This window comes from Ramlibacter monticola (genome assembly GCF_016722785.1).
In the GTDB taxonomy this organism is placed as follows: domain Bacteria; phylum Pseudomonadota; class Gammaproteobacteria; order Burkholderiales; family Burkholderiaceae_C; genus Ramlibacter; species Ramlibacter monticola.
Genome location: NZ_JAEQNE010000009.1, coordinates 213,561 through 231,084, shown reverse-complemented (window position 1 = coordinate 231,084; position 17,524 = coordinate 213,561). Strand labels below are relative to the sequence as shown.

The 17,524-nt window shown below is 69.8% G+C and carries 15 protein-coding genes and 1 pseudogene; 6 read left to right on the top strand and 10 right to left on the bottom strand.

Annotated elements, in window-relative coordinates; translation table 11 throughout:
• The 3 genes and pseudogenes from JJ685_RS29965 to JJ685_RS26880 all read right to left on the bottom strand — a co-directional run.
• Positions 1–830, bottom strand: a pseudogene (locus JJ685_RS29965) (IS3 family transposase); the annotation flags it as partial.
• A 126-nt stretch (positions 831–956) separates the two neighbouring features.
• On the bottom strand, positions 957–2,903 hold the full coding sequence (locus JJ685_RS26885) for an MFS transporter (protein WP_201677455.1): 1,947 nt from the start codon (positions 2,901–2,903) through the stop codon (positions 957–959).
• Between the two features lie 18 nt (positions 2,904–2,921).
• Positions 2,922–3,710, bottom strand: coding sequence for a hypothetical protein (locus JJ685_RS26880; RefSeq protein ID WP_201677454.1), 789 nt, complete (start codon positions 3,708–3,710; stop codon positions 2,922–2,924).
• A gap of 114 nt (positions 3,711–3,824) precedes the next feature.
• Between JJ685_RS26880 and JJ685_RS26875 the strand changes: the two genes are divergently transcribed.
• Complete coding sequence (locus JJ685_RS26875) at positions 3,825–4,556, top strand: helix-turn-helix domain-containing protein (RefSeq protein WP_201677453.1); 732 nt, start codon at positions 3,825–3,827, stop codon at positions 4,554–4,556.
• Positions 4,557–4,695: 139 nt separating this feature from the next.
• On the opposite strand, the gene JJ685_RS26870 is transcribed toward JJ685_RS26875, so the two are convergent.
• The 4 genes from JJ685_RS26870 to JJ685_RS26855 form a co-directional block, all read right to left on the bottom strand.
• Positions 4,696–5,946 (bottom strand): FIST signal transduction protein, encoded by a 1,251-nt coding sequence (locus JJ685_RS26870; RefSeq protein WP_201677452.1) that lies wholly within the window; start codon positions 5,944–5,946, stop codon positions 4,696–4,698.
• Positions 5,947–5,954: 8 nt separating this feature from the next.
• Complete coding sequence (locus JJ685_RS26865; RefSeq protein WP_201677451.1) at positions 5,955–6,710, bottom strand: PhaM family polyhydroxyalkanoate granule multifunctional regulatory protein; 756 nt, start codon at positions 6,708–6,710, stop codon at positions 5,955–5,957.
• 64 nt (positions 6,711–6,774) lie between these two features.
• Positions 6,775–7,227, bottom strand: coding sequence for a copper chaperone PCu(A)C (locus tag JJ685_RS26860; protein WP_201677450.1), 453 nt, complete (start codon positions 7,225–7,227; stop codon positions 6,775–6,777).
• 11 nt (positions 7,228–7,238) lie between these two features.
• Positions 7,239–8,036, bottom strand: a complete 798-nt coding sequence (locus tag JJ685_RS26855; RefSeq protein ID WP_201677449.1) for an enoyl-CoA hydratase/isomerase family protein — start codon at positions 8,034–8,036, stop codon at positions 7,239–7,241.
• Positions 8,037–8,205: 169 nt separating this feature from the next.
• Here JJ685_RS26855 and otsB point away from each other — a divergent pair, with 169 nt between their 5' ends.
• Genes otsB through otsA form a run of 3 tightly spaced genes read left to right on the top strand, consistent with a single transcriptional unit; the run spans position 8,206 to position 12,150 of the window.
• The gene (gene otsB, locus JJ685_RS26850) at positions 8,206–8,946 is read left to right on the top strand and encodes a trehalose-phosphatase (RefSeq protein WP_201677448.1); all 741 of its coding nucleotides are present in this window, start codon (positions 8,206–8,208) and stop codon (positions 8,944–8,946) included.
• Positions 8,943–10,739: a glycoside hydrolase family 15 protein gene (locus JJ685_RS26845; RefSeq protein WP_201677447.1), complete on the top strand. Its 1,797-nt coding sequence runs from the start codon at positions 8,943–8,945 to the stop codon at positions 10,737–10,739. The genes otsB and JJ685_RS26845 overlap by 4 nt, the downstream gene beginning before the upstream one ends.
• Before the next feature lie 7 nt (positions 10,740–10,746).
• On the top strand, positions 10,747–12,150 hold the full coding sequence (otsA, locus tag JJ685_RS26840) for an alpha,alpha-trehalose-phosphate synthase (UDP-forming) (RefSeq protein WP_201677446.1): 1,404 nt from the start codon (positions 10,747–10,749) through the stop codon (positions 12,148–12,150).
• Between the two features lie 9 nt (positions 12,151–12,159).
• Here the strand turns inward: otsA and JJ685_RS26835 are convergent, their stop codons facing one another.
• Positions 12,160–13,896 carry an OPT/YSL family transporter gene (locus JJ685_RS26835; RefSeq protein WP_236599304.1) on the bottom strand — a complete coding sequence of 579 codons (1,737 nt, stop codon included), beginning with the start codon at positions 13,894–13,896 and terminating at the stop codon, positions 12,160–12,162.
• 46 nt (positions 13,897–13,942) lie between these two features.
• Positions 13,943–14,950 carry a fumarylacetoacetate hydrolase family protein gene (locus JJ685_RS26830; protein WP_201677445.1) on the bottom strand — a complete coding sequence of 336 codons (1,008 nt, stop codon included), beginning with the start codon at positions 14,948–14,950 and terminating at the stop codon, positions 13,943–13,945.
• A gap of 30 nt (positions 14,951–14,980) precedes the next feature.
• Here JJ685_RS26830 and JJ685_RS26825 point away from each other — a divergent pair, with 30 nt between their 5' ends.
• On the top strand, positions 14,981–15,970 hold the full coding sequence (locus JJ685_RS26825; protein ID WP_201677444.1) for a DUF3108 domain-containing protein: 990 nt from the start codon (positions 14,981–14,983) through the stop codon (positions 15,968–15,970).
• Between the two features lie 119 nt (positions 15,971–16,089).
• Positions 16,090–16,362, top strand: coding sequence for a BTH_I0359 family protein (locus tag JJ685_RS26820; RefSeq protein ID WP_201677443.1), 273 nt, complete (start codon positions 16,090–16,092; stop codon positions 16,360–16,362).
• Positions 16,363–16,411: 49 nt separating this feature from the next.
• Here JJ685_RS26820 and JJ685_RS26815 read toward each other — a convergent pair whose 3' ends face one another.
• Entirely contained in the window at positions 16,412–17,467 is a 1,056-nt protein-coding gene (locus JJ685_RS26815) for an AbrB family transcriptional regulator (protein WP_201677442.1), read from the bottom strand.
• Positions 17,468–17,524: the final 57 nt, after the last annotated feature.

Here is a 17,524-nt window from a genome sequence, read left to right as displayed (position 1 = left end):
GGCATCGGTGATGAGACTCACGTACACCATCTGCTCGCGGGTGCGCAGGTAGGTCACATCGGCCACCCAGACCTGCTCGCACCCGGTGGGCACCACCTTGGCCGGCCCGTCCTTGAGCAGATTTGGGTGCCGCCGGTAGAAATGCCGACTATTGGTCGTCTTGTGGTACGCCCGCAGCGGTCGCACCAGCATGCTGGCATCGCGCAGCACGTCGAACATCGCATCGCGCCCGATCTTGATGCCTTGGTGCTCCAGGGATTCGTGCAGCATGTGGTGCAGCTTGCGCGTGCCAATGCGGGGCTGGGTGCGCCGCTCGTCTCTCACCATTGTCACCACGGTGGCGTGCTGCTCCTTGCGGCGGTGCTCGCATGCGACCCGCTTGTAGTGCGCCTGCCGGCTGATGCCCATGAAGCGGCAAGCCATCGCTACGCTCAGTCCTTCGACGAGCTTTTCCGCGACGACTTGCCCACAGGCTTTTTTCCGATCTGCACTCCATAGTCGCGCTTGAGCACGCCCACGACTGCCTCGAAGAAAGCCGCCTTCTGCTGGGCTTCCTTGAGCTGCAGCTCAAGCTCCTTGATCCGCTGCTCCGGCGGCACGGGTTTGCTGGGGTCTGACATCTTCTGGACTGATTTGCCCATGGATGATGCCTTGCGCCAGTGGGGACGGCCATGTTTGCGCAACCACGTCAGTACGGTCGAAGAACCCTGGATCCCGTACCGGTCCTGAGCCTGGCGGTGCGTCAGTTCGCCCCGTTCCACCTGTTCAACCACCGCCAGCTTGAACGCCAGCGTGTAGTCGTTCTGCGTTCTCTTGATCCATTCAGCCAATTGAGCTTCCTTTCTGGGGGCCAGAAAGGTGTCAACCGATTTCAGGACGGGTCACAGCCCCGCTCTGGCCCTGCGGCGCGCCAGGTTCATGCGCGGCAGCTCCGATGACGCGTGCCGCAGGCTGTCCTAGGCTGCCAGCAGCTGCGCCACCTTCTGCTGCAGCACCTCCGGCTGCACCTGCGCCGCCGGCAACGGAGCACCCACGTTCAGGCCCACCCGGTTGAACATCCCGCGCCGGAACGGCCGGACCATCGCGGTGCCCTGCTCGATGCGGCTGAAGAACGAGCCCCACAGGTTGGTCAGCGCCATCGGGATCACCGGCGGCTGCACGCCCTCGGTACGCGCCGTCTCCAGCACCTTCATGATGCCGCCCTTGAACGGCTGCAACTGGCCGTCCTTCGTGATCGCGCCCTCGGGGAAGATCGCCAGCAGGTCCCCTTCGCGCAGCACCTGCGCCGCCCGCGCGAACGCCGCCTCGTACACCGCCGGATCCTCTTTCTGCGGTGCGATCGGGATCGCGCGCGCGAGGCGGAACAGCAAGCCCAGCACCGGCTGCCGGAAGATCCGGTGGTCCATCACGAAGTAGATCGGACGCGGGCTCGCCGCCATCAGCAGCGCCGCGTCGACAAAGCTCACGTGGTTGCAGGCCAGCACCGCCGCGCCCGCCACGGGGATCTGCTCGTCGCCGCGCACGCGGAAGCGGTAGACGATGCGCGTCAAGACCCACGCCGTGAAGCGGATCAGGTATTCGGGCACCAGCAGGAAGATGTAGGACGCGACCAGCGCATTGGCGATGCCCACCAGCAGGAAGATCTGCGGGATGCTGGCGCCCGCCGCCAGCAGGGCGCCGGCGATCACCGAGCTGCCGATCATGAACAGCGCGTTGAGGATATTGTTGGCGGCGATGATGCGCGCGCGGTGCGTGGGTTGCGCGCGCAGCTGGATCAGCGCGTACATCGGCACGGAGTAGAGGCCGGCGAACAGCGAAAGCAGGGCCAGGTCCGCCATCACGCGCCAGTGCGCTGAGATCGCCACGAACTGCCCCAGCGTGAGGTTCGCCGCCGGCGGCAGCCCGCGCGAGGCGAAGTAGAGGTCCACCGCGAACACCGTCATGCCGATCGCGCCCACCGGCACCAGCCCGATCTCCACGTGCCGGCGCGACAGCATCTCGCACATCAGCGAACCGGCACCGATGCCGACCGAGAACACCACCAGCAGCAGCGAAGCGACCTGCGCGTTGCCGTGCAGCACCTCCTTGGCGAAGGAGGGGAACTGGCTGAGGAACACCGCCCCGAAGAACCACATCCAGCTGATGCCCAGGAGCGAGCGGAACACCACGATGTTGCCGTGGGCGAGCTTCAGGTTGCGCCAGGTCTCGCTGAAGGGATTCCAGTTGATGCGCAGGCCGGGCGCGCTGGCGGGCGAGGCCGGGATCGCCTGCGCGACCAGCCGCCCCAGCACCGCGAGGGCGATGCAGGCGAAGCCGACGGCCTGCGGGCCGATGGCGGGAATGTCCACGAGGAGGCCGCCGGCGACCTGCCCGAGCAGGATCGCGACGAAGGTGCCCATCTCCACCATGCCGTTGCCGCCGGTGAGCTCGCGCTCGTCCAGGTGCTGGGGCAGGTAGGCGAACTTGACCGGGCCGAACAGCGTCGAGTGCAGGCCCATGAGGAAGGTGCACGCGAGCAGCACCGGCACCTGGGCGTGGAAGAAGCCCCAGGCGGCCAGCACCATGATGCCGATCTCGAGCCACTTCACGAACAGGATCAGGCTGCGCTTGTCGTGCTTGTCGGCCAGCTGCCCGCTGGTGGCGGAGAACAGCAGGTAGGGCAGGATGAACAGCGCGCCGATCACCAGGCCGGCCATGGCCGGCGGCATCCAGGCCACCTGCAGCTGGTAGGTGACCATCACCGTGAAGGCGAACTTGAACAGGTTGTCGTTGGCGGCACCGGCGAACTGGGTCCAGAAGAAGGGCCCGAAGCGGCGCTGGCGCAGCAGCGCGAACTGGTTGGGGTGCAGCGGCGCGCCAGCCGTGGGCATGGGCGCTTCGGCAGCGACGGTCTCCGTAGTCATGAGCGTCCCTCTCCTCCTTCAGGCGCGGACGGTCGCCGCGCTGCTCGGCGCATTCTGCACGGGGCGCAGGGCCCTGATCGCGGCAAGGACCGGCCAGGCGGCCAGGGCCGCCACCACATGCTTCAGCGTGTGGCCGGACAGCAACTGCGCGCTTGCGTCGAAGACGGCGTGGTCGCCGGCCTCGAGCAGCTTGGCCACCGCATAGGCGATGAGCACGCCGGCCCAGCGGACGTCCAGCGCGGCCGGCCGGGTGGCGCCAAAGCCGAACGCCAGGATCAGCAGGAGTCCACCGCCCTGCACCAGGGCCCAGGGGAGCACGTTGCCGGTGCGCAGGCACACGGCGATGGCCGCGGGGGAGACGAGCAGCACGCCCAGCGCGAGCAGCCCGCCGGAGCGCTCGCTCACCTTCGTCGCGACGAGCAGCCCCAGCAGGCCGGCGAAGGCGACACTCATGCCGGCGCGATCGACGGCCAGCCCCAGGTCGCTTGGCTGCAGGTGGTACCCGCCGGAGCAGGTCGCGGTCAGCACCAGGCCGGCGAAGAACAGGCGCGCGCAGGCCCGCTGCGTGGGCGCGAGGGGCAGCCCCCCGCCCGCGCGCAGCAGCCACAGCCCGGCGCCGCCCGCGAGCGCGAATGGCAGGTTCGACAGGACATCGAGCGCGTGCGGCACGCCCCACAAGGCGCGCTGGTCCGCGAACGCATGGAAGTGCGCCGGCTGGTTCACGGGCGGGCCGGCCAGGGCCGCCAGCAGCAGCAGGGCGCAGAGGGTTGCGAGCAGCAGCTCGGCCCGGGTGAGCGTGATCCGCATGGAGTCTCCTTCGTTGACGAGGAGTGCAGTGTTCGCCGCCTGCCCCGGAAGGGTGCCCAATTGCGGCTACATTGTCGATCCATTGCCCCGCTGGTATCGCATTCCTGTACTTCCATGAGCACCACCGCCGATCTGGTCCTCGCCCTCAAGAAGGAGTTGAAGGCCGCGCAGATGACGTATGCCGACCTCGCCGCGGGCCTGGGCATGGCGGAGTCGAGCGTCAAGCGCATGCTGGCCAAGGGCGACATGGCCCTGTCGCGCATCGACGCGATCTGCCGCGTGCTGAAGCTCGATTTCGCCGAGCTGGCCCGGCGCGTGGCGGATGCGCAGCCGCTGCTGAAGGAGCTCACGCAGGAGCAGGAACGCGCGGTGGTCGCCGACAAGAAGCTGCTGCTGTGCGCGATCTGCGTGCTGAGCCAGTGGACGCTGGACCAGATCACGACGGAGTACCGGCTGACGGAAGCGGAGTGCATCAAGTACTTCGCCGCGCTGGACCGCATCGGCATCATCGAGCTGCGCCCGCTGAACCGCTACCGCCTGAAGCTCGCGAAGACCTTCCGCTGGCGCCCGCACGGGCCCGTGATGCACTACTTCCGCGACCACGCGGTGCTGGACTACTTCAACGGCGGCTTCGACGGCCACGCCGAGGGCCTGTTGCTGGTGCACGGCGCGGTGAGCCGGGCGATCGCGCCCTCCTTCCTGGAGCGGCTGCAGCGCGTGGCGCAGGACTTCGCGCAGCAGCACCAGGCGGACCAGAAGCTGGCGGGGCGGGAACGCGAGGGCTACACGCTGGTGCTGGCGATGCGCAGCTGGGAGTTCGGGGCGTTCGCGCAGTTGCGGCGGTAGGGGACAAAACCTAACGGCCGAACGCAGAGGGCGCAGAGGACGCAGAAGAAAGCGGACATCCATTCAATGGATGTTCTTCTGCGTTCTCTGCGAACCTTTGCGCCCTCTGCGTTCGGCTGTCTGGTTTTCTTTGCGGCGCTCAGCGAAAAACCGTGAGCACGCCCGTATAGCCGTACAGATTTTTCCGCCCGATCTCGCCCCCCGCGAAGAACCCCACCAGCGGCACGTCGCCCAGCGCGCGGCGCACGATCTGCATTTCCGCGCTGGGGCCGCCGAAGTGCGGGCCGCCGCGGCCCGCACAGCTGACGTAGATCGCGCCCGCCATGGTCGACGTCGCCGGGCTCGGTGGCGCCAGCGGATCCGGGGTGGCCAGCGCCGCGGCGGCGGCCAGCGGCAGTTCTTCCGGCTCGAACTCCTCGCGGATCTCGGCGCAGATGCGCACCAGGTCCGCGCGCGCGGCCTCGGCGTCGCGGCGGCAGAAGGCCAGGCGCATGCCCTCGTCCACCTTGTTCGCCACCGCCACGCCGCGCCGGCGCGGATCGAGCCCGAGGATGTGCCGCACCACCACGTCGCTGCCGAAGTGCCCGGTGCGGCCCACGACGTCCTCGCTGGCCTGCGTGAGCCCCACCAGCGTCGTGCGCAGGGTCGCCATGGCGGCCTGCGGCTCGTCCAGCGAGAGGCGCAGGTCCTCCAGCAGCACATCCAGCGCCGGCTCGCCATCGAGCTCCGTCACCAGGTTGCCGTCCGCGCCGGTGATGCTGCGCGGCAGCGCCACCGGCTGGCAGCCCTGGGTGATGCGCGACACGACCTGCACGCCCTCGGCGAAGGCCACGCCCGACAGCCCGCCACGGAACACGCCCCCCGCGTGGCCGTGCCCGCTCAGGTTGCCATTGCCGCCGACCGCGAACTGCACCACGTCGCTGCGGCTGGAGGCCAGGCCGCCGAACAGGTAGCCGGTGGCCGTGCGGTCCGCCATCTCCGCGATCAGTTCGGCGACGTCGGGGGTGGCCGCGTCCGCATGCACCAGCGCCGTGTGGGCGCGGAAGCTTGCCGCCAGCGGGGCGACGCCGGAAAAGACGCGGAACTGGTCGGAGGGCAGGGCGCACAGCATCACCGCCATCGCCGGCTCGTCGAAGTACTCCACGTTCGAGGAGGCGATGCCCACGCCGACGGTGCCGGCCCAGTCGGTCACCTCGGGCAGTTCGGCCCCGAGGTGGTCCAGGATGTCCTGGGCCGCCGCGGCGTAATGGTCCGTGATGTACAGCAGCCCCAGCGTGGGCGCGGCCGCGTAGCCGTGCAGGGCCATCTGGGCCCGCACCTGCGCGAGCACGAGGCCAGCCGCCATCTGCCACTGCGGATGCGTGGCATGGCCGAAGGGAAAGAGCTGCACGGCGGCTCCTAGGTCGCGGTCTTCTTCGCGCGCGTCTTGCGCGCGGTCGCCTTGCGGGCCGCGGCCTTGCGGGCCGGAGCCGGCGCGGAGCCTGGCGCCACCGCGGTCTTGGCCACGCCCGCCGCCGCCTTGGCCATGCCGGTGGCCGCCTTCATGGCCATGTTGCGGGCGGTGTCCACCGAGGTCTTCTGCATCGCGTCCTTCATCGCGTTGGCCGCGATTTCCTGGAACTGCTGCGTGAGCGCGCCCCACCACTGCAGCGGATCGACCGGCTTGACGCCGGCGCTCCCCTCCTCGGTGGCGGCGGGCTCCTCGGCCTTCTTCCCGCCGGCCTTCCTGCGCACCGCGTTCGCCGCTTCGGCCGCCGCCTCGGCGACACCGGACACGGCGCCGGCGGCCGCCTCCGCGGCTTCGCCCATCTTGCGGGCACCGCTCGCCATCGTCTCGCCGGTCTTCACCTGCAGCGCGTTGGCCAGTTCGCCCATGCTGAAGTTCATGCCCTTCAGCGTCGCCAGGGTCATCTTCTGCACTTCGAGCGCCTGGATGGTCGCCGCCAGCGCCCGGCCGTTCTGTTCCAGCCAGAACTGCACCGCCTTCAGTTCGGCGATGCGCTTTTCCAGCTCCTCGACGCTCAGCGTCGGTGCCACCCAGTTGGACAGGCCCGGCATCTGCGACATCGTCTGCGATGCCCCCTTGGCGAGGTTCTGCAGGAAGTCGAAGCCGGGGACGAGCTTCGCAAAGCCGAAGTTGTTCTCATCGCTCATGGCCGCGCGCTCCTCGGGTAGTTGTCGTGCGGACAGCTTACCCCAATGCGCCCCCGGGCGGCACTTACTGCCGCGACTCGCGGGGTGGCGCCGCCTGGACCGGCACGCGCAGCGGCAGGGTGCGCAGCTTGCCCTTGGCGTCGCGGAAACGCAGCGTGAACGGGATCTGCGACCCGGCCTTGAACGGATTCTTCAGGTCCATCAGCATGAAGTGGTAGCCGCCCGGCGCCAGCTGCAGCGGCTGGCCGGCGGCCAGCGGCAGGGTGTCGGCCGCGCGCATCTTCATGATGTCGCCTTCCATCTTCATCTGGTGGATCTCGACGATGCCGGCGGCGGGCGTCTCGGCGCCCAGCAGCGTGAGCGGCTCGCTTCCCGTGAGCGTCATGTAGGCGCCGCTGGACTGCTGGCCGGGCACGATGGTCCGTGCCCAAGCCCCTTCCACCTTCACGGGCACGCCGGATTCGGCCAGTACCGCCACCGGGACGGCGAGCAGCAGGGAGGCTAGAAGTTTCTTCATCGCGGGTCCCTTCAGCGGAAGTTGGGGGCGCGCCGCTCGCGCAGGGAGGCGATCCCTTCCTGCACGTCGGGGCCGCCGAAGCCCATGAACTCGAGCGCCAGCGAAGTGTCGAAGGCCGGGCCCGCCTGCCGCAGCCAGTTGTTCAGCGAATACTTGGTCCAGCGGATCGCGCTCTGGCTGCCCTGCGCCAGCCGGTCCGCGATCTCGTAGGCCCGGGGCAACAACTGCTCCCCGTCGACCGCCAGGGACACCAGGCCGATGCGCTCGGCCTCCTCGCCGCTGACCGGATCGCAGAGCAGGAGGTAGTACTTGGCCTTGGCCATGCCGCACAGCAGCGGCCAGACGATCGCGGCATGGTCGCCCGCCGCCACCCCGAGGCGGGTGTGGCCATCGACGATCTTCGCGTCGCGCGCCGCGACCGAGATGTCCGCCAGCAGGCCGGCGACCAGCCCGGCGCCCACGGCCGGTCCGTGGAGGGCGCTGACGATCGGCTTGTCGCAGTTGATGACGCTGTAGACCAGGTCGCGCGCCTCCTTCCACACGCGGGTGCGGGTGTCGAAGTCGCTGGCCATGTCCTGCACCAGCGCCAAGTCGCCGCCGCCGGAAAAGCCCAGGCCCTCGCCGCGCAGCACGGCGCAGCGCACCGTCTCGTCCGCGCCGACGTCGCGCCAGATCTCGGCGAGTTCGCGGTGGCCGGCATGGCCGGCGGTGGGCAGCTTGCCGTTGGCGGCCTTCATCTGGATGTCGAGCACCGAGTCGTCCGGGCCGCGGCGCGCGATGCGCAGGGTTTCGTAGCGGGTGTAGTCCATGGGGCGGGAGCTTAGTCCACCCCGCGCGCCCGCGCCGGCACCTCGGCCTTTGGGCGTGGATGGGCTGGTCGCCCGCGCACACCCCAGCACGGTGTCGGCCCGCTCCTACGTCGGCCGACGGTCCGAACGTCTCGCCGCAGCGCTGCGGGTTCTGCTACGGTTCCGTCGCATGACGCTTGCGGAGATCCTCCATCCCTCCTGCGCCCTGTTCCTCGACTTCGACGGAACCATGGTCGACATCGCGCCGCAACCGAGCGCCGTGCACGTGCCGGAGCCGCTGATCGGCGTGCTGCAGGATCTCCACGGCCGGCTGCAGGGCGCCATCGCCGTGATCTCGGGGCGCCCGATCGCGCAGATCGACGACTTCCTCGATCCCCTGAAGCTGCCCGTGGCCGGCGTGCACGGCGCGGAGCGCCGCGGCGCCGACGGCGCTGTGCACCTGCTGCACACGCAGCCGCTCGACGCGGTGGAGGAAGCCGCCTGCCTGCTGGCGGCGCAGAACCCCGGCCTGCTGGTGGAGAACAAGCGCGGCTCGCTGGCGCTGCACTACCGCCAGCGGCCCGACCTCGAGGACCTGTGCCGGCGCACGATGCAGCAGGCCGTCGACGAATCGCCCGGCATCACCCTGCAGCTCGGGAAGATGGTCGTCGAAGCCAAGCCGGGCGGCGCCAGCAAGGGCCGCGCGATCGAGGCCTTCCTCGCGGAGCCGCCCTTCGCCAGCCGCATCCCGGTGTTCATCGGCGACGACATCACCGACGAAGTCGGCTTCTCCACCGTGCAGCGCCTCGGCGGCATGGGCATCAAGGTCGGCGAGGGCGCCACCTGCGCCTGGCGCCGCCTGCGCGACCCGCAAGCCCTCCGACAAGAACTGGAGGCGGCTGTCGCCGCCCGTCTCACGCGAACGAAATGAACAAGACAACGTACCCCAACTCGCTCTCGCTGGGCATGATCGGCAACTGCGCCTACAGCGGCCTGATCGACCGCGAAGGCCGCCTCATGTGGTGCTGCCTGCCCCGCTTCGACGGCGAGCCGGTGTTCAACGCACTGCTCGACCCGAGCGAGAACGGCGCGGTGTGGCAGTTCGAGCTGGAAGGCCTGGAACGCAGCGAGCAGGAGTACGAGCCCAACACGGCCGTCCTGCGCACGCGCCTGTACGACGGACGCGGCCAGGGCATCGAGATCGTCGACTTCGCGCCGCGCTTCTGGAGTCGCGGCCGCATGTTCCGGCCCACCACGCTGATTCGCCGCGTGAAGGTGCTGCAGGGCTCGCCGCGCATGCGCGTGGTGCTGCGGCCGCGCTTCGAATGGGGCCGCCAGCCGCCGCAGGTGACGCAGGGCAGCTCGCACCTGCGCTTCGTCGGCCCCGGCCTGACGCTGCGCGTGAACACCGACGCGCCGGTCTCGTACATCCTGGCCGAGACCTTCTTCGTGGTCGACCGGCCGATGAACTTCATCATGGGCCCGGACGAGACGCTCGCCTCCGGCATCGAGGACACCGCCCGCCTGTTCGAGCAGGAGACGATCGCCTACTGGAAGCAGTGGTCACGCGCGCTGGCAGTGCCGCTGGAGTGGCAGGACGCGGTGATCCGCGCCGCCATCACGCTGAAGCTGTCGCTGTTCGAGGACACGGGGGCCATCGTCGCCGCAATGACCACCTCGATCCCGGAGGCGCCCAACAGCGGGCGCAACTGGGACTACCGCTACTGCTGGCTGCGCGACGCCTTCTTCGTCGTGCGGGCGCTGAACTCGATCTCCGAAGTCGCGACGATGGAGGAGTACCTGCGCTGGCTGATGAACATCGTGATCCGCACCGGCGGCGGCCACATCCAGCCGCTGTACGGCATCGGGCAGGAGGAGAAGCTGCCGGAAGCGATCCTGGAGCACCTGCCCGGCTACCGCGGCATGGGGCCGGTGCGGGTGGGCAACCAGGCGCAGGAGCACTTCCAGCACGACGTCTACGGCAACATCATCCTGGCGGCCGCGCAGGCCTTCCACGACCACCGCCTGTTCCGCCGCGCCGGCCGCGCCGAGTTCGTGCACCTGGAGGCGGTGGGCGAGCAGGCCTTCAGGATCTACGACTCGCCCGACGCCGGCATGTGGGAGTTGCGCACCCGCGCGCGCATCCACACCTCGTCGGCCCTCATGAGCTGGGTGGCCTGCGACCGGCTCGCCAAGGTGGCGCGCTCGCTAGGCCTGCCGGAACGCATCCGCTACTGGCGCGAGCGGGCCGACATCATCCGCAACCGCATCCTGAAGGAATCCTGGAGCGAGGAGCGCCAGGCCTTCGCCGAGAGCTTCGGCGGCCGCGACCTCGATGCCAGCGCGCTGCTGATGGCGGAAGTGAACATGATCGACCCGAACGACGCGCGCTTCGTGGCAACCGTCGACGCCCTGGAGAAGTCGCTGTGCGACGGCCCGTTCATGCGCCGCTACGAGGCGGCCGACGACTTCGGCAAGCCCGAGACCTCCTTCAACGTCTGCACCTTCTGGCGCATCGACGCGCTGGCGCGCATCGGCCGCAAGGCCCAGGCGCGCGAGATCTTCGAGGTGATGCTGAAGCACCGCAACCACCTGGGCATGCTGTCGGAGGACATCCACCCCATCACCGGCGAGATGTGGGGCAACTTCCCGCAGACCTATTCCATGGTCGGCACCATCAATGCCGCGGTGCGCCTGTCGGCACCGTGGGACAACGTGATCTAGGCGCCGGATGGGCCGTCTCGTCGTCGTCTCCAATCGCATCGCCGACCCGCGCCAGACGGCGGCGGGCGGCCTCGCGGTTGCGCTCGCGGAAGTCCTGAACAGCACGGGCGGGATGTGGTTCGGCTGGAGCGGCAAGATCGTGGACGCGACCGAGAGCGACGACGTCGTGTTCAAGCGCGCCGGGCCGGTGACGCTGGCCACGGTCGATCTCTCGCAGGTGGACCACGACGCCTTCTACCTCGGGTACTCCAACGGCGTGCTGTGGCCGGTGTTCCACTACCGGCTGGACCTGGCGGACTTCGACGCCGGCTACATCACCGGCTACCGGCGGGTGAACCAGCTGTTCGCGCGCAAGCTGCTGCCGTTGCTGCGGCCGGACGACATCCTCTGGGTGCACGACTACCACCTGATCCCGCTGGCGGCGGAACTGCGCGCGCTGGGCTGCAGGCAGCGCATCGGCTTCTTCCTCCACATCCCGCTGCCGCCGCCGCTGATGCTGGCGGCAATCCCGGGCCACGACTGGCTGATCCGCGCCCTGTTCGCCTACGACCTGGTCGGCTTCCAGAGCAAGGCGGACCTCGACCACTTCGCCCGCTACGTGGAGACCGAGGCGCACGCGCAGCCAGTGGACGACGGCCGCTGGCGCGCCTTCGGCCGCACGGTGCAGGCCGGCGCCTTCCCGATCGGCATCGACGTGCAGGAGTTCAACGAACTCGCCCGCGCGCCCGAGGCGGTGGAGATGTACGAGCGCATGCGCATGGAATACTCGCGCCGCAAGCTGCTGGTGGGCGTGGACCGGCTCGACTACTCCAAGGGGCTGCCGCAGCGCATGCGCGCGTTCCGCGAGTTCCTCACCAAGAACCCCGACCTGCGGTCCAGCGCCACGCTGATCCAGATCGCCTCGCCGAGCCGCGAGAACGTCGGCGCCTACACCGAGATCCTGCACGAGCTGGAGTCGCTGTGCGGCTCCATCAACGGCAACTTCGGCGAGCTGGACTGGATGCCGGTGCGCTACATCCACCGCACGGTGGCGCGGGCGCGCCTGCCCGGCCTCTACCGCGCGAGCCGCGTGGCCCTGGTCACGCCCTTGCGCGACGGCATGAACCTGGTCGCCAAGGAGTTCCTCGCCGCGCAGAACGAAGAGGATCCCGGGGTGCTGGTGCTCTCGCGCTTCGCGGGCGCCGCGGAACAGCTGCGCGAGGCGCTGCTGGTGAATCCCTACGACACCGAAGGCACGGCCGCGGCGATCCTGCTGGCGCTGCAGATGCCGCTGGAAGAGCGGCGAAACAGGCACCGGGCGCTGATGGAAACCATCCGGCGCTACGACGTGCACTGGTGGTGCGACGGCTTCCTGGTGGCGCTGGAGCGGACGATGGCGGAGGAGAAGGGAACGTCCTGGCTGCGGCTGTGACTTGCGGGGTCAGAACACCGTCGACAGCAGGCCCGCCGCCCCGATGGCCAGCGCCGCGATCGCATCGCCGGCGATCAGCCCCCCGCCGAACAGCGAGGTGCCGCTCATGTCTTCCGGCAGGGCGCGCTGTTTCCTGGGCGCGAAGCGCTCGACGAGGCTGGCCACCACGCCGCCCGCACCGAGCCACAGGGAGGTCGGCAGGTTGACGAAGCCGCCGAACGACAGCGCATAGGGCGAGGGCAGCACGATCGCATCCAGCACGAAGTGCCGAGGCTTCAGCCACTTGCGCAGCAGCTCGATGGCGAAGCCGAGGGCGATGCCCACGAGGATCGCGGTGCGCTGGTAGGGCTTGTCGTCGGTGAGGCTGCGCAGCACGCCCACGAACTTGTAGGTCATCGCGGAGCTCCACTCCGCCGGCTGCTGCCCCGCCTTCATCAGCGTCTGGTCCTGCAGCAGCACGGGATAGGCCGCCATGAACAGGCGCGCGAACACCACCGCCAGCACGGCGCCCACCAGGATCCCCAGCACCTGGTAGCGGAACTGCAGCGTGCGCGGCGTGCCCAGGCGCCAGCCGGTCGAGCGGTCCTGCTGCATGTCGCAGGCGACGCTGGTGGACACGAGCAGGATCGCGCCCGCCATCAGGCCGACGCCGGGATCGGTGAGGCCCAGCAGCGCCATCACCACCACCGAGACGACGAAGGCGGAAGAGATCGGGTTGGAGTCGCTCACGCCCGCCGAAATGCCGTTGACGAGGGCGAACAGGAACACCAGCGCGATGGCCAGGGCGAGGAAGAACAGCGGCTGCTTCAGCAGGAGGTGCCCGGTGGCGAGGATCGCGGCGGCCCACGCGACGACCCACAGCCACAGGCGGCCGCGGTGCACCCGGCGCCACTCCGGGTCGTCTTCGACCGCACGCGCCTGGCGGGCGCCCTGCCACGCGCGCCAGAAGATCAGCGCGAGGTCGACGATCGCCGCGCCGAGGATGGCGCCCAGCGCGATCAGGAAGGTGATCTTGCGGAACGGGTCGCCGGCCTGCAGCCAGCCGATGGAGACGAAGAAGGGCTGCAGCGCCCAGCTGATCACGCCGCCCAGGACCGCCGGCACGCCGATGCGCGCACCGACCACGAGCCCGGCCCCGAAGGTGGGGGCGGAGAACTCGATGGCGCCGAGGAAGGCCAGCCGGCTCGCGGCCAGGCCCGACGCGAGACCCGCGAGGCCGCCGCTCGCGAGCTGCTTCACCGAGTGCCGCAGCAGGGTCGTGTCCGTCAGGGCGCGCAGGATGTTGGCCACCGCCAGCCCCGAGGGAAAGGCCAGCCGCAGCCGGTCGACCAGCACCGGCGTGTAGAGCATGCCCACGCCGACGCCGAACATGCCGACGCACACGAAGTACGCCACCAGCTGCCACGCCGGCGGCTGCGGCAGGCCCATCCAGACCATCGCCTGCACCAGCACCGCCATGCCGCTCATGCTGGCGACGGAGGCCGCCGCGGTCTGGATGTAGTTCGCGCCATGCTTGCCCTCCGCGCCGTAGCCCGCGGTGACGGCGGAGCCGAGCAGGCCGGCGAGCACCTGGCCGCCGACGAAGAAGCCCAGCGAGAAGTTCATGTAGGCCGCGGTGACGCCGGCGAGCGGCCCGAGGACCAGCATGCCGGTGGCGGCGAGCAGGAGGTGGTAGCGCCAGGAGCCCTGGGCGGGCAGCCAGGACCAGCGCTGGGTGTTCTTCTCTGCCGGAAACGCGGCGCTCATGCCGCGCAGTATGTCCTGCTCCTTCCCCCGCGGGGGAGGGAGGAGATCAGGGCCCGACCAGCTTCTGCTCGATCGCCCCGAACACGCTCTGCCCGTCCTTCCCCTTCATCTCGATCCGGATCGTGTCCCCGAACCGCATGAATTCCGTCGTCGGCTTGCCGTCCTGGATCGTCTCGATCGCCCGCTTCTCGGCGATGCAGCTGTAGCCCTTGGGCCACTCGGTCCTGCCGCCGGCGCCCGGCACGCCGCGGTTGCTCACCGTGCCCGAGCCGACGATGCTGCCCGCGCGCACGTTGCGCGTCTTGCAGATGTGCGCGATCAGCTGGCCGAAGTGGAAGGTCATGTCGGGGCCCGCCTCGCACATGCCCACCTTGCGGCCGTTCCAGGCGCTTTGCAGCACCAGGTTCACGCGGCCGCCTTCCCAGGCCTCGCCAAGCTCGTCGGGCGTGACGGCCACCGGGCTGAAGGCGGTGGCGGGCTTGCTCTGGAAGAAGCCGAAGCCCTTGCCCAGTTCCGCCGGGATCAGGTTGCGCAGGCTCCAGTCGTTGGCCAGCATCAGCAGGCGCACGCCGTCCAGCGCCTGCTCCGGCGTGGCGGCCATGGGGACGTCGCCGGTGACGACCGCGACTTCCGCCTCGAAGTCGATCCCCCACTCCTCGTTGAAGAACTTCGCGTCCTCCATGGGGCCGAGGAAGTCGTCGCTGCCGCCCTGGTACATGAGCGGGTCCTCATAGTAGCTCTTGGGCACTTCCGCGTTGCGCGCGGCCCGCACCAGCTCCACGTGGTTGATGTAGGCGGAGCCGTCGGCCCACTGGAAGGCGCGCGGCAGGGGCGCCATGCACTGCGCGGGATCGAAAGGAAAGGCGTGGCGCGCCTTGCCGCCGTTCAGCGTTTCGGAGAGGTCCTGCAACTGGGGGGCGAGGAAGTTCCAGTCGTCCAGCACCTGCTGCAGGCGCGCGGCAATGCCGGTCGCATAATGGGCCGACTGCAGGTCGCGCGAGACCACCACCAGTTGCCCATCGCGCGAGCCATCCTTGTACGTTGCCAGCTTCATGAAGCGTCATTCTACGAGGGGCTTCCGGGGATGAAGCGCGCGAGCGCAGCCCCCTGGCGCCGGCTCGCGCCGCTGGCGGCCTGCGTGCTCGCGGTGCACCTTGCGCTGCTGCAGGGCGGTGCGCGGCGAGTGGTTCCGGCGCGGCAGGTGCCGGTGCAGTTCGCCACGCGCAGCGTCGTGCTGCCGCCCGTCGTGGTGGCCGCTGCGCCAGCGCCCACGCCCACGCCGACGCCAGCGGCCGAGCGACCGGCGGAGCCCGCGCCGGCGCCGATCCGGCGTGTCCAGCACGTGCCGCCCCGCCGCCCCGCGCCTTCGCTGCTGCGCGCCGCCCTCGGCGCGGCCTCGGCTCCGTCGCCCGTTCCGGCCTCGACGGACACGGCGGCCGTGTCCGTCCCGCCCTCCATTCGCCTGCACTACGAAGTCACCGTGCAGAAGGGCCCGTTCTCCCTGGCCGGCCGGGCCGTCTTCGACTGGCGCCACGACGGCCGCGCGTACGAAGCCCGGCTCGAAGCGACCAGCGTCGCGGGCAGCCGCGTGCAGCGCAGCACCGGCCGCATCGCGCCGGAAGGCCTGGTGCCGGACTATTTCTCGGACAAGTCGCGCAGCGAGCAGGCCACGCATTTCGACCGCGCGCAGGGCCGCATCGTCTTCAGCAACAACCAACCCGTGGCGCCGCTCGCCGAAGGCATTCAGGATCGATTGAGCGTGATCGTGCAGGTGGCGGCGCTGCTGGCCGCGCGGCCCGCGAACTTCCCGCCGGGCACGCAGCTCGCCCTCCCGACTGCCGGCACGCGCGAGGCCGACACGTGGATCTTCTCGGTCGAAGGCGAGGAGGACCTCGCGCTTCCGGGCGGCCAGGTCCGCGCGCTCAAGGTGCAGCGACTTCCGCGCCGCGAGTACGACCAGAAGCTCGAACTGTGGTTCGCCCCCTCCATGGATTACGCCCCCGTGCGCCTGCGTCTGACAAACCCCAACGGTGACGCAGTGGACAACCGGTGGTCCTCTACCGACAAGGGTTGAGACAGGCGGTACCTAAATTGGAGTCATGGCCAATCCGGCCGGTGCCTGCGGCACTTCACTTTGAGTGCGACACTTGAATCGAAGTCTTCCGCAGCCAGCTAAGGCAGAAGGAATACATCATGCAAATGCTTTACGACTCCGATTCTTTCGTGGTGGTGCACCTGCAGGCCAACGAGCCCGCGGAGGGAGAGGCGCACCCCCAGATCGTGCGGCACGGATTCGAAATCGTCGACAAGCGGTCCAACAAGGAGGTCTATCTCGACGGTTCCTGGGCGGATGCCTTCCAGCGCCAGATCAACGCCTGGCAGCTGAACACCCCGACCCAGGAAGAGGTGGAAGCCACCCTCGACGGCTACGCCGAACTGGCGCAGAACCCGCTGGTCATCCACTGAAGAACTTCCCCGCCCGGCCGCCAGGCCGGGCTTCGGACCGCGGGCCGCCTCAGCGCGGCCCGATCCATTTGTAAAGCGGCTCCACCAGCAGGAGCACCGCCACCAGCCGGCAGACCTGGAACGCGGTCACCACCGGCACCCCCAGCTGGAGCACCTTGGCCGTGATGGCCATCTCCGCGATGCCGCCGGGCGAAGTCCCGAGCACCAGCGTGGCGGCATGGAGCTTCGTGCCCCAGGCGAGCAGCCAGGCGAAGCCGGCGCACAGCAGGATCATGGCCACCGTGCCGAGCGCCACGTCCAGCAGCCAGCGCGGCGCCGCCCGCAGGAACTCGCGCCGGAAGCGCACGCCCAGGCTGATGCCGATCAGGAGCTGCGCCACGTTGGTCGCCCCATTGGGCAGGGCCGACAGTTCCAGCCCCGCCATCGTGAAGCCCATGCTCACCAGCAGCGCCCCCATGAACCACGGGTTGGCGCGGCCGGTGCGCGCCATCAGCCAGGCCCCGGCACCGGTGGCCGCCGCCAGCAGCAGCAGGCCGGGCACGTGCACCGTGCGCGGCCCGGGCAGCGTCGCATCCAGACCGTGCAGGCCCGAATAGAGCATGGCCGGCGGGATCACCAGCGTCACGATGATCAGTCGCACGGTGTGCGCCGCCGCCACCAGGTCGCTGCGACCGTGTTCCCGCTCGGCCAGCAGGGTCATCTCGGAAGCGCCGCCGATCGAGCCCGAGAAGTAGGTGGTGGCCCGCTGGCACCGTTCGTCGCCGCCGATGCGTCCGGCGTGGCGACGGTGCAGCCAGCGGCCGAAGGCCCAGCCCAGGCCCAGCGCCCAGGCGATCGCAAGCAGGATTGCCCACCACAGGCTCGCCACCAGCGCGGTCACCTGGGGCGTGAAATAGAGGCCCAGCGCGGCGGCGATCACCCATTGGCCGGCGTTGCGCAGGGGCGGCCAGTTGCGCGTGGGCGCGCCGAGGATGGAGGCGATGGAGGTGGCTAGCAGGGGGCCGATCATCCAGGGCAGGGGCGTGCGCAGCCAGGCGCAGAGCAGGGCGGCGGCCAGGGCCAGCAACAGCGTGGCGGCCGCCCGCAGGAAAAAAGGCAGGGACATTGAGAACGGGCAACGAACGGCGCCCATCCCGGCGCCGGCGGGCCGTTAGTATGGGGC

What these genes read in the sequence shown, in the direction of transcription:
- JJ685_RS26815 (WP_201677442.1), bottom strand. Translation starts at nt 17,467, where the DNA reads ATGTCCCTGCCTTTTTTCCTGCGGGCGGCCGCCACGCTGTTGCTGGCC.
- JJ685_RS26880 (WP_201677454.1), bottom strand. Translation starts at nt 3,710, where the DNA reads ATGCGGATCACGCTCACCCGGGCCGAGCTGCTGCTCGCAACCCTCTGC.
- JJ685_RS26855 (WP_201677449.1), bottom strand. Translation starts at nt 8,036, where the DNA reads ATGGACTACACCCGCTACGAAACCCTGCGCATCGCGCGCCGCGGCCCG.
- otsA (WP_201677446.1), top strand. Translation starts at nt 10,747, where the DNA reads ATGGGCCGTCTCGTCGTCGTCTCCAATCGCATCGCCGACCCGCGCCAG.
- JJ685_RS26835 (WP_236599304.1), bottom strand. Translation starts at nt 13,896, where the DNA reads ATGAGCGCCGCGTTTCCGGCAGAGAAGAACACCCAGCGCTGGTCCTGG.
- otsB (WP_201677448.1), top strand. Translation starts at nt 8,206, where the DNA reads ATGACGCTTGCGGAGATCCTCCATCCCTCCTGCGCCCTGTTCCTCGAC.
- JJ685_RS26860 (WP_201677450.1), bottom strand. Translation starts at nt 7,227, where the DNA reads ATGAAGAAACTTCTAGCCTCCCTGCTGCTCGCCGTCCCGGTGGCGGTA.
- JJ685_RS26830 (WP_201677445.1), bottom strand. Translation starts at nt 14,950, where the DNA reads ATGAAGCTGGCAACGTACAAGGATGGCTCGCGCGATGGGCAACTGGTG.
- JJ685_RS26825 (WP_201677444.1), top strand. Translation starts at nt 14,981, where the DNA reads ATGAAGCGCGCGAGCGCAGCCCCCTGGCGCCGGCTCGCGCCGCTGGCG.
- JJ685_RS26820 (WP_201677443.1), top strand. Translation starts at nt 16,090, where the DNA reads ATGCAAATGCTTTACGACTCCGATTCTTTCGTGGTGGTGCACCTGCAG.
- JJ685_RS26865 (WP_201677451.1), bottom strand. Translation starts at nt 6,710, where the DNA reads ATGAGCGATGAGAACAACTTCGGCTTTGCGAAGCTCGTCCCCGGCTTC.
- JJ685_RS26845 (WP_201677447.1), top strand. Translation starts at nt 8,943, where the DNA reads ATGAACAAGACAACGTACCCCAACTCGCTCTCGCTGGGCATGATCGGC.
- JJ685_RS26885 (WP_201677455.1), bottom strand. Translation starts at nt 2,903, where the DNA reads ATGACTACGGAGACCGTCGCTGCCGAAGCGCCCATGCCCACGGCTGGC.
- JJ685_RS26875 (WP_201677453.1), top strand. Translation starts at nt 3,825, where the DNA reads ATGAGCACCACCGCCGATCTGGTCCTCGCCCTCAAGAAGGAGTTGAAG.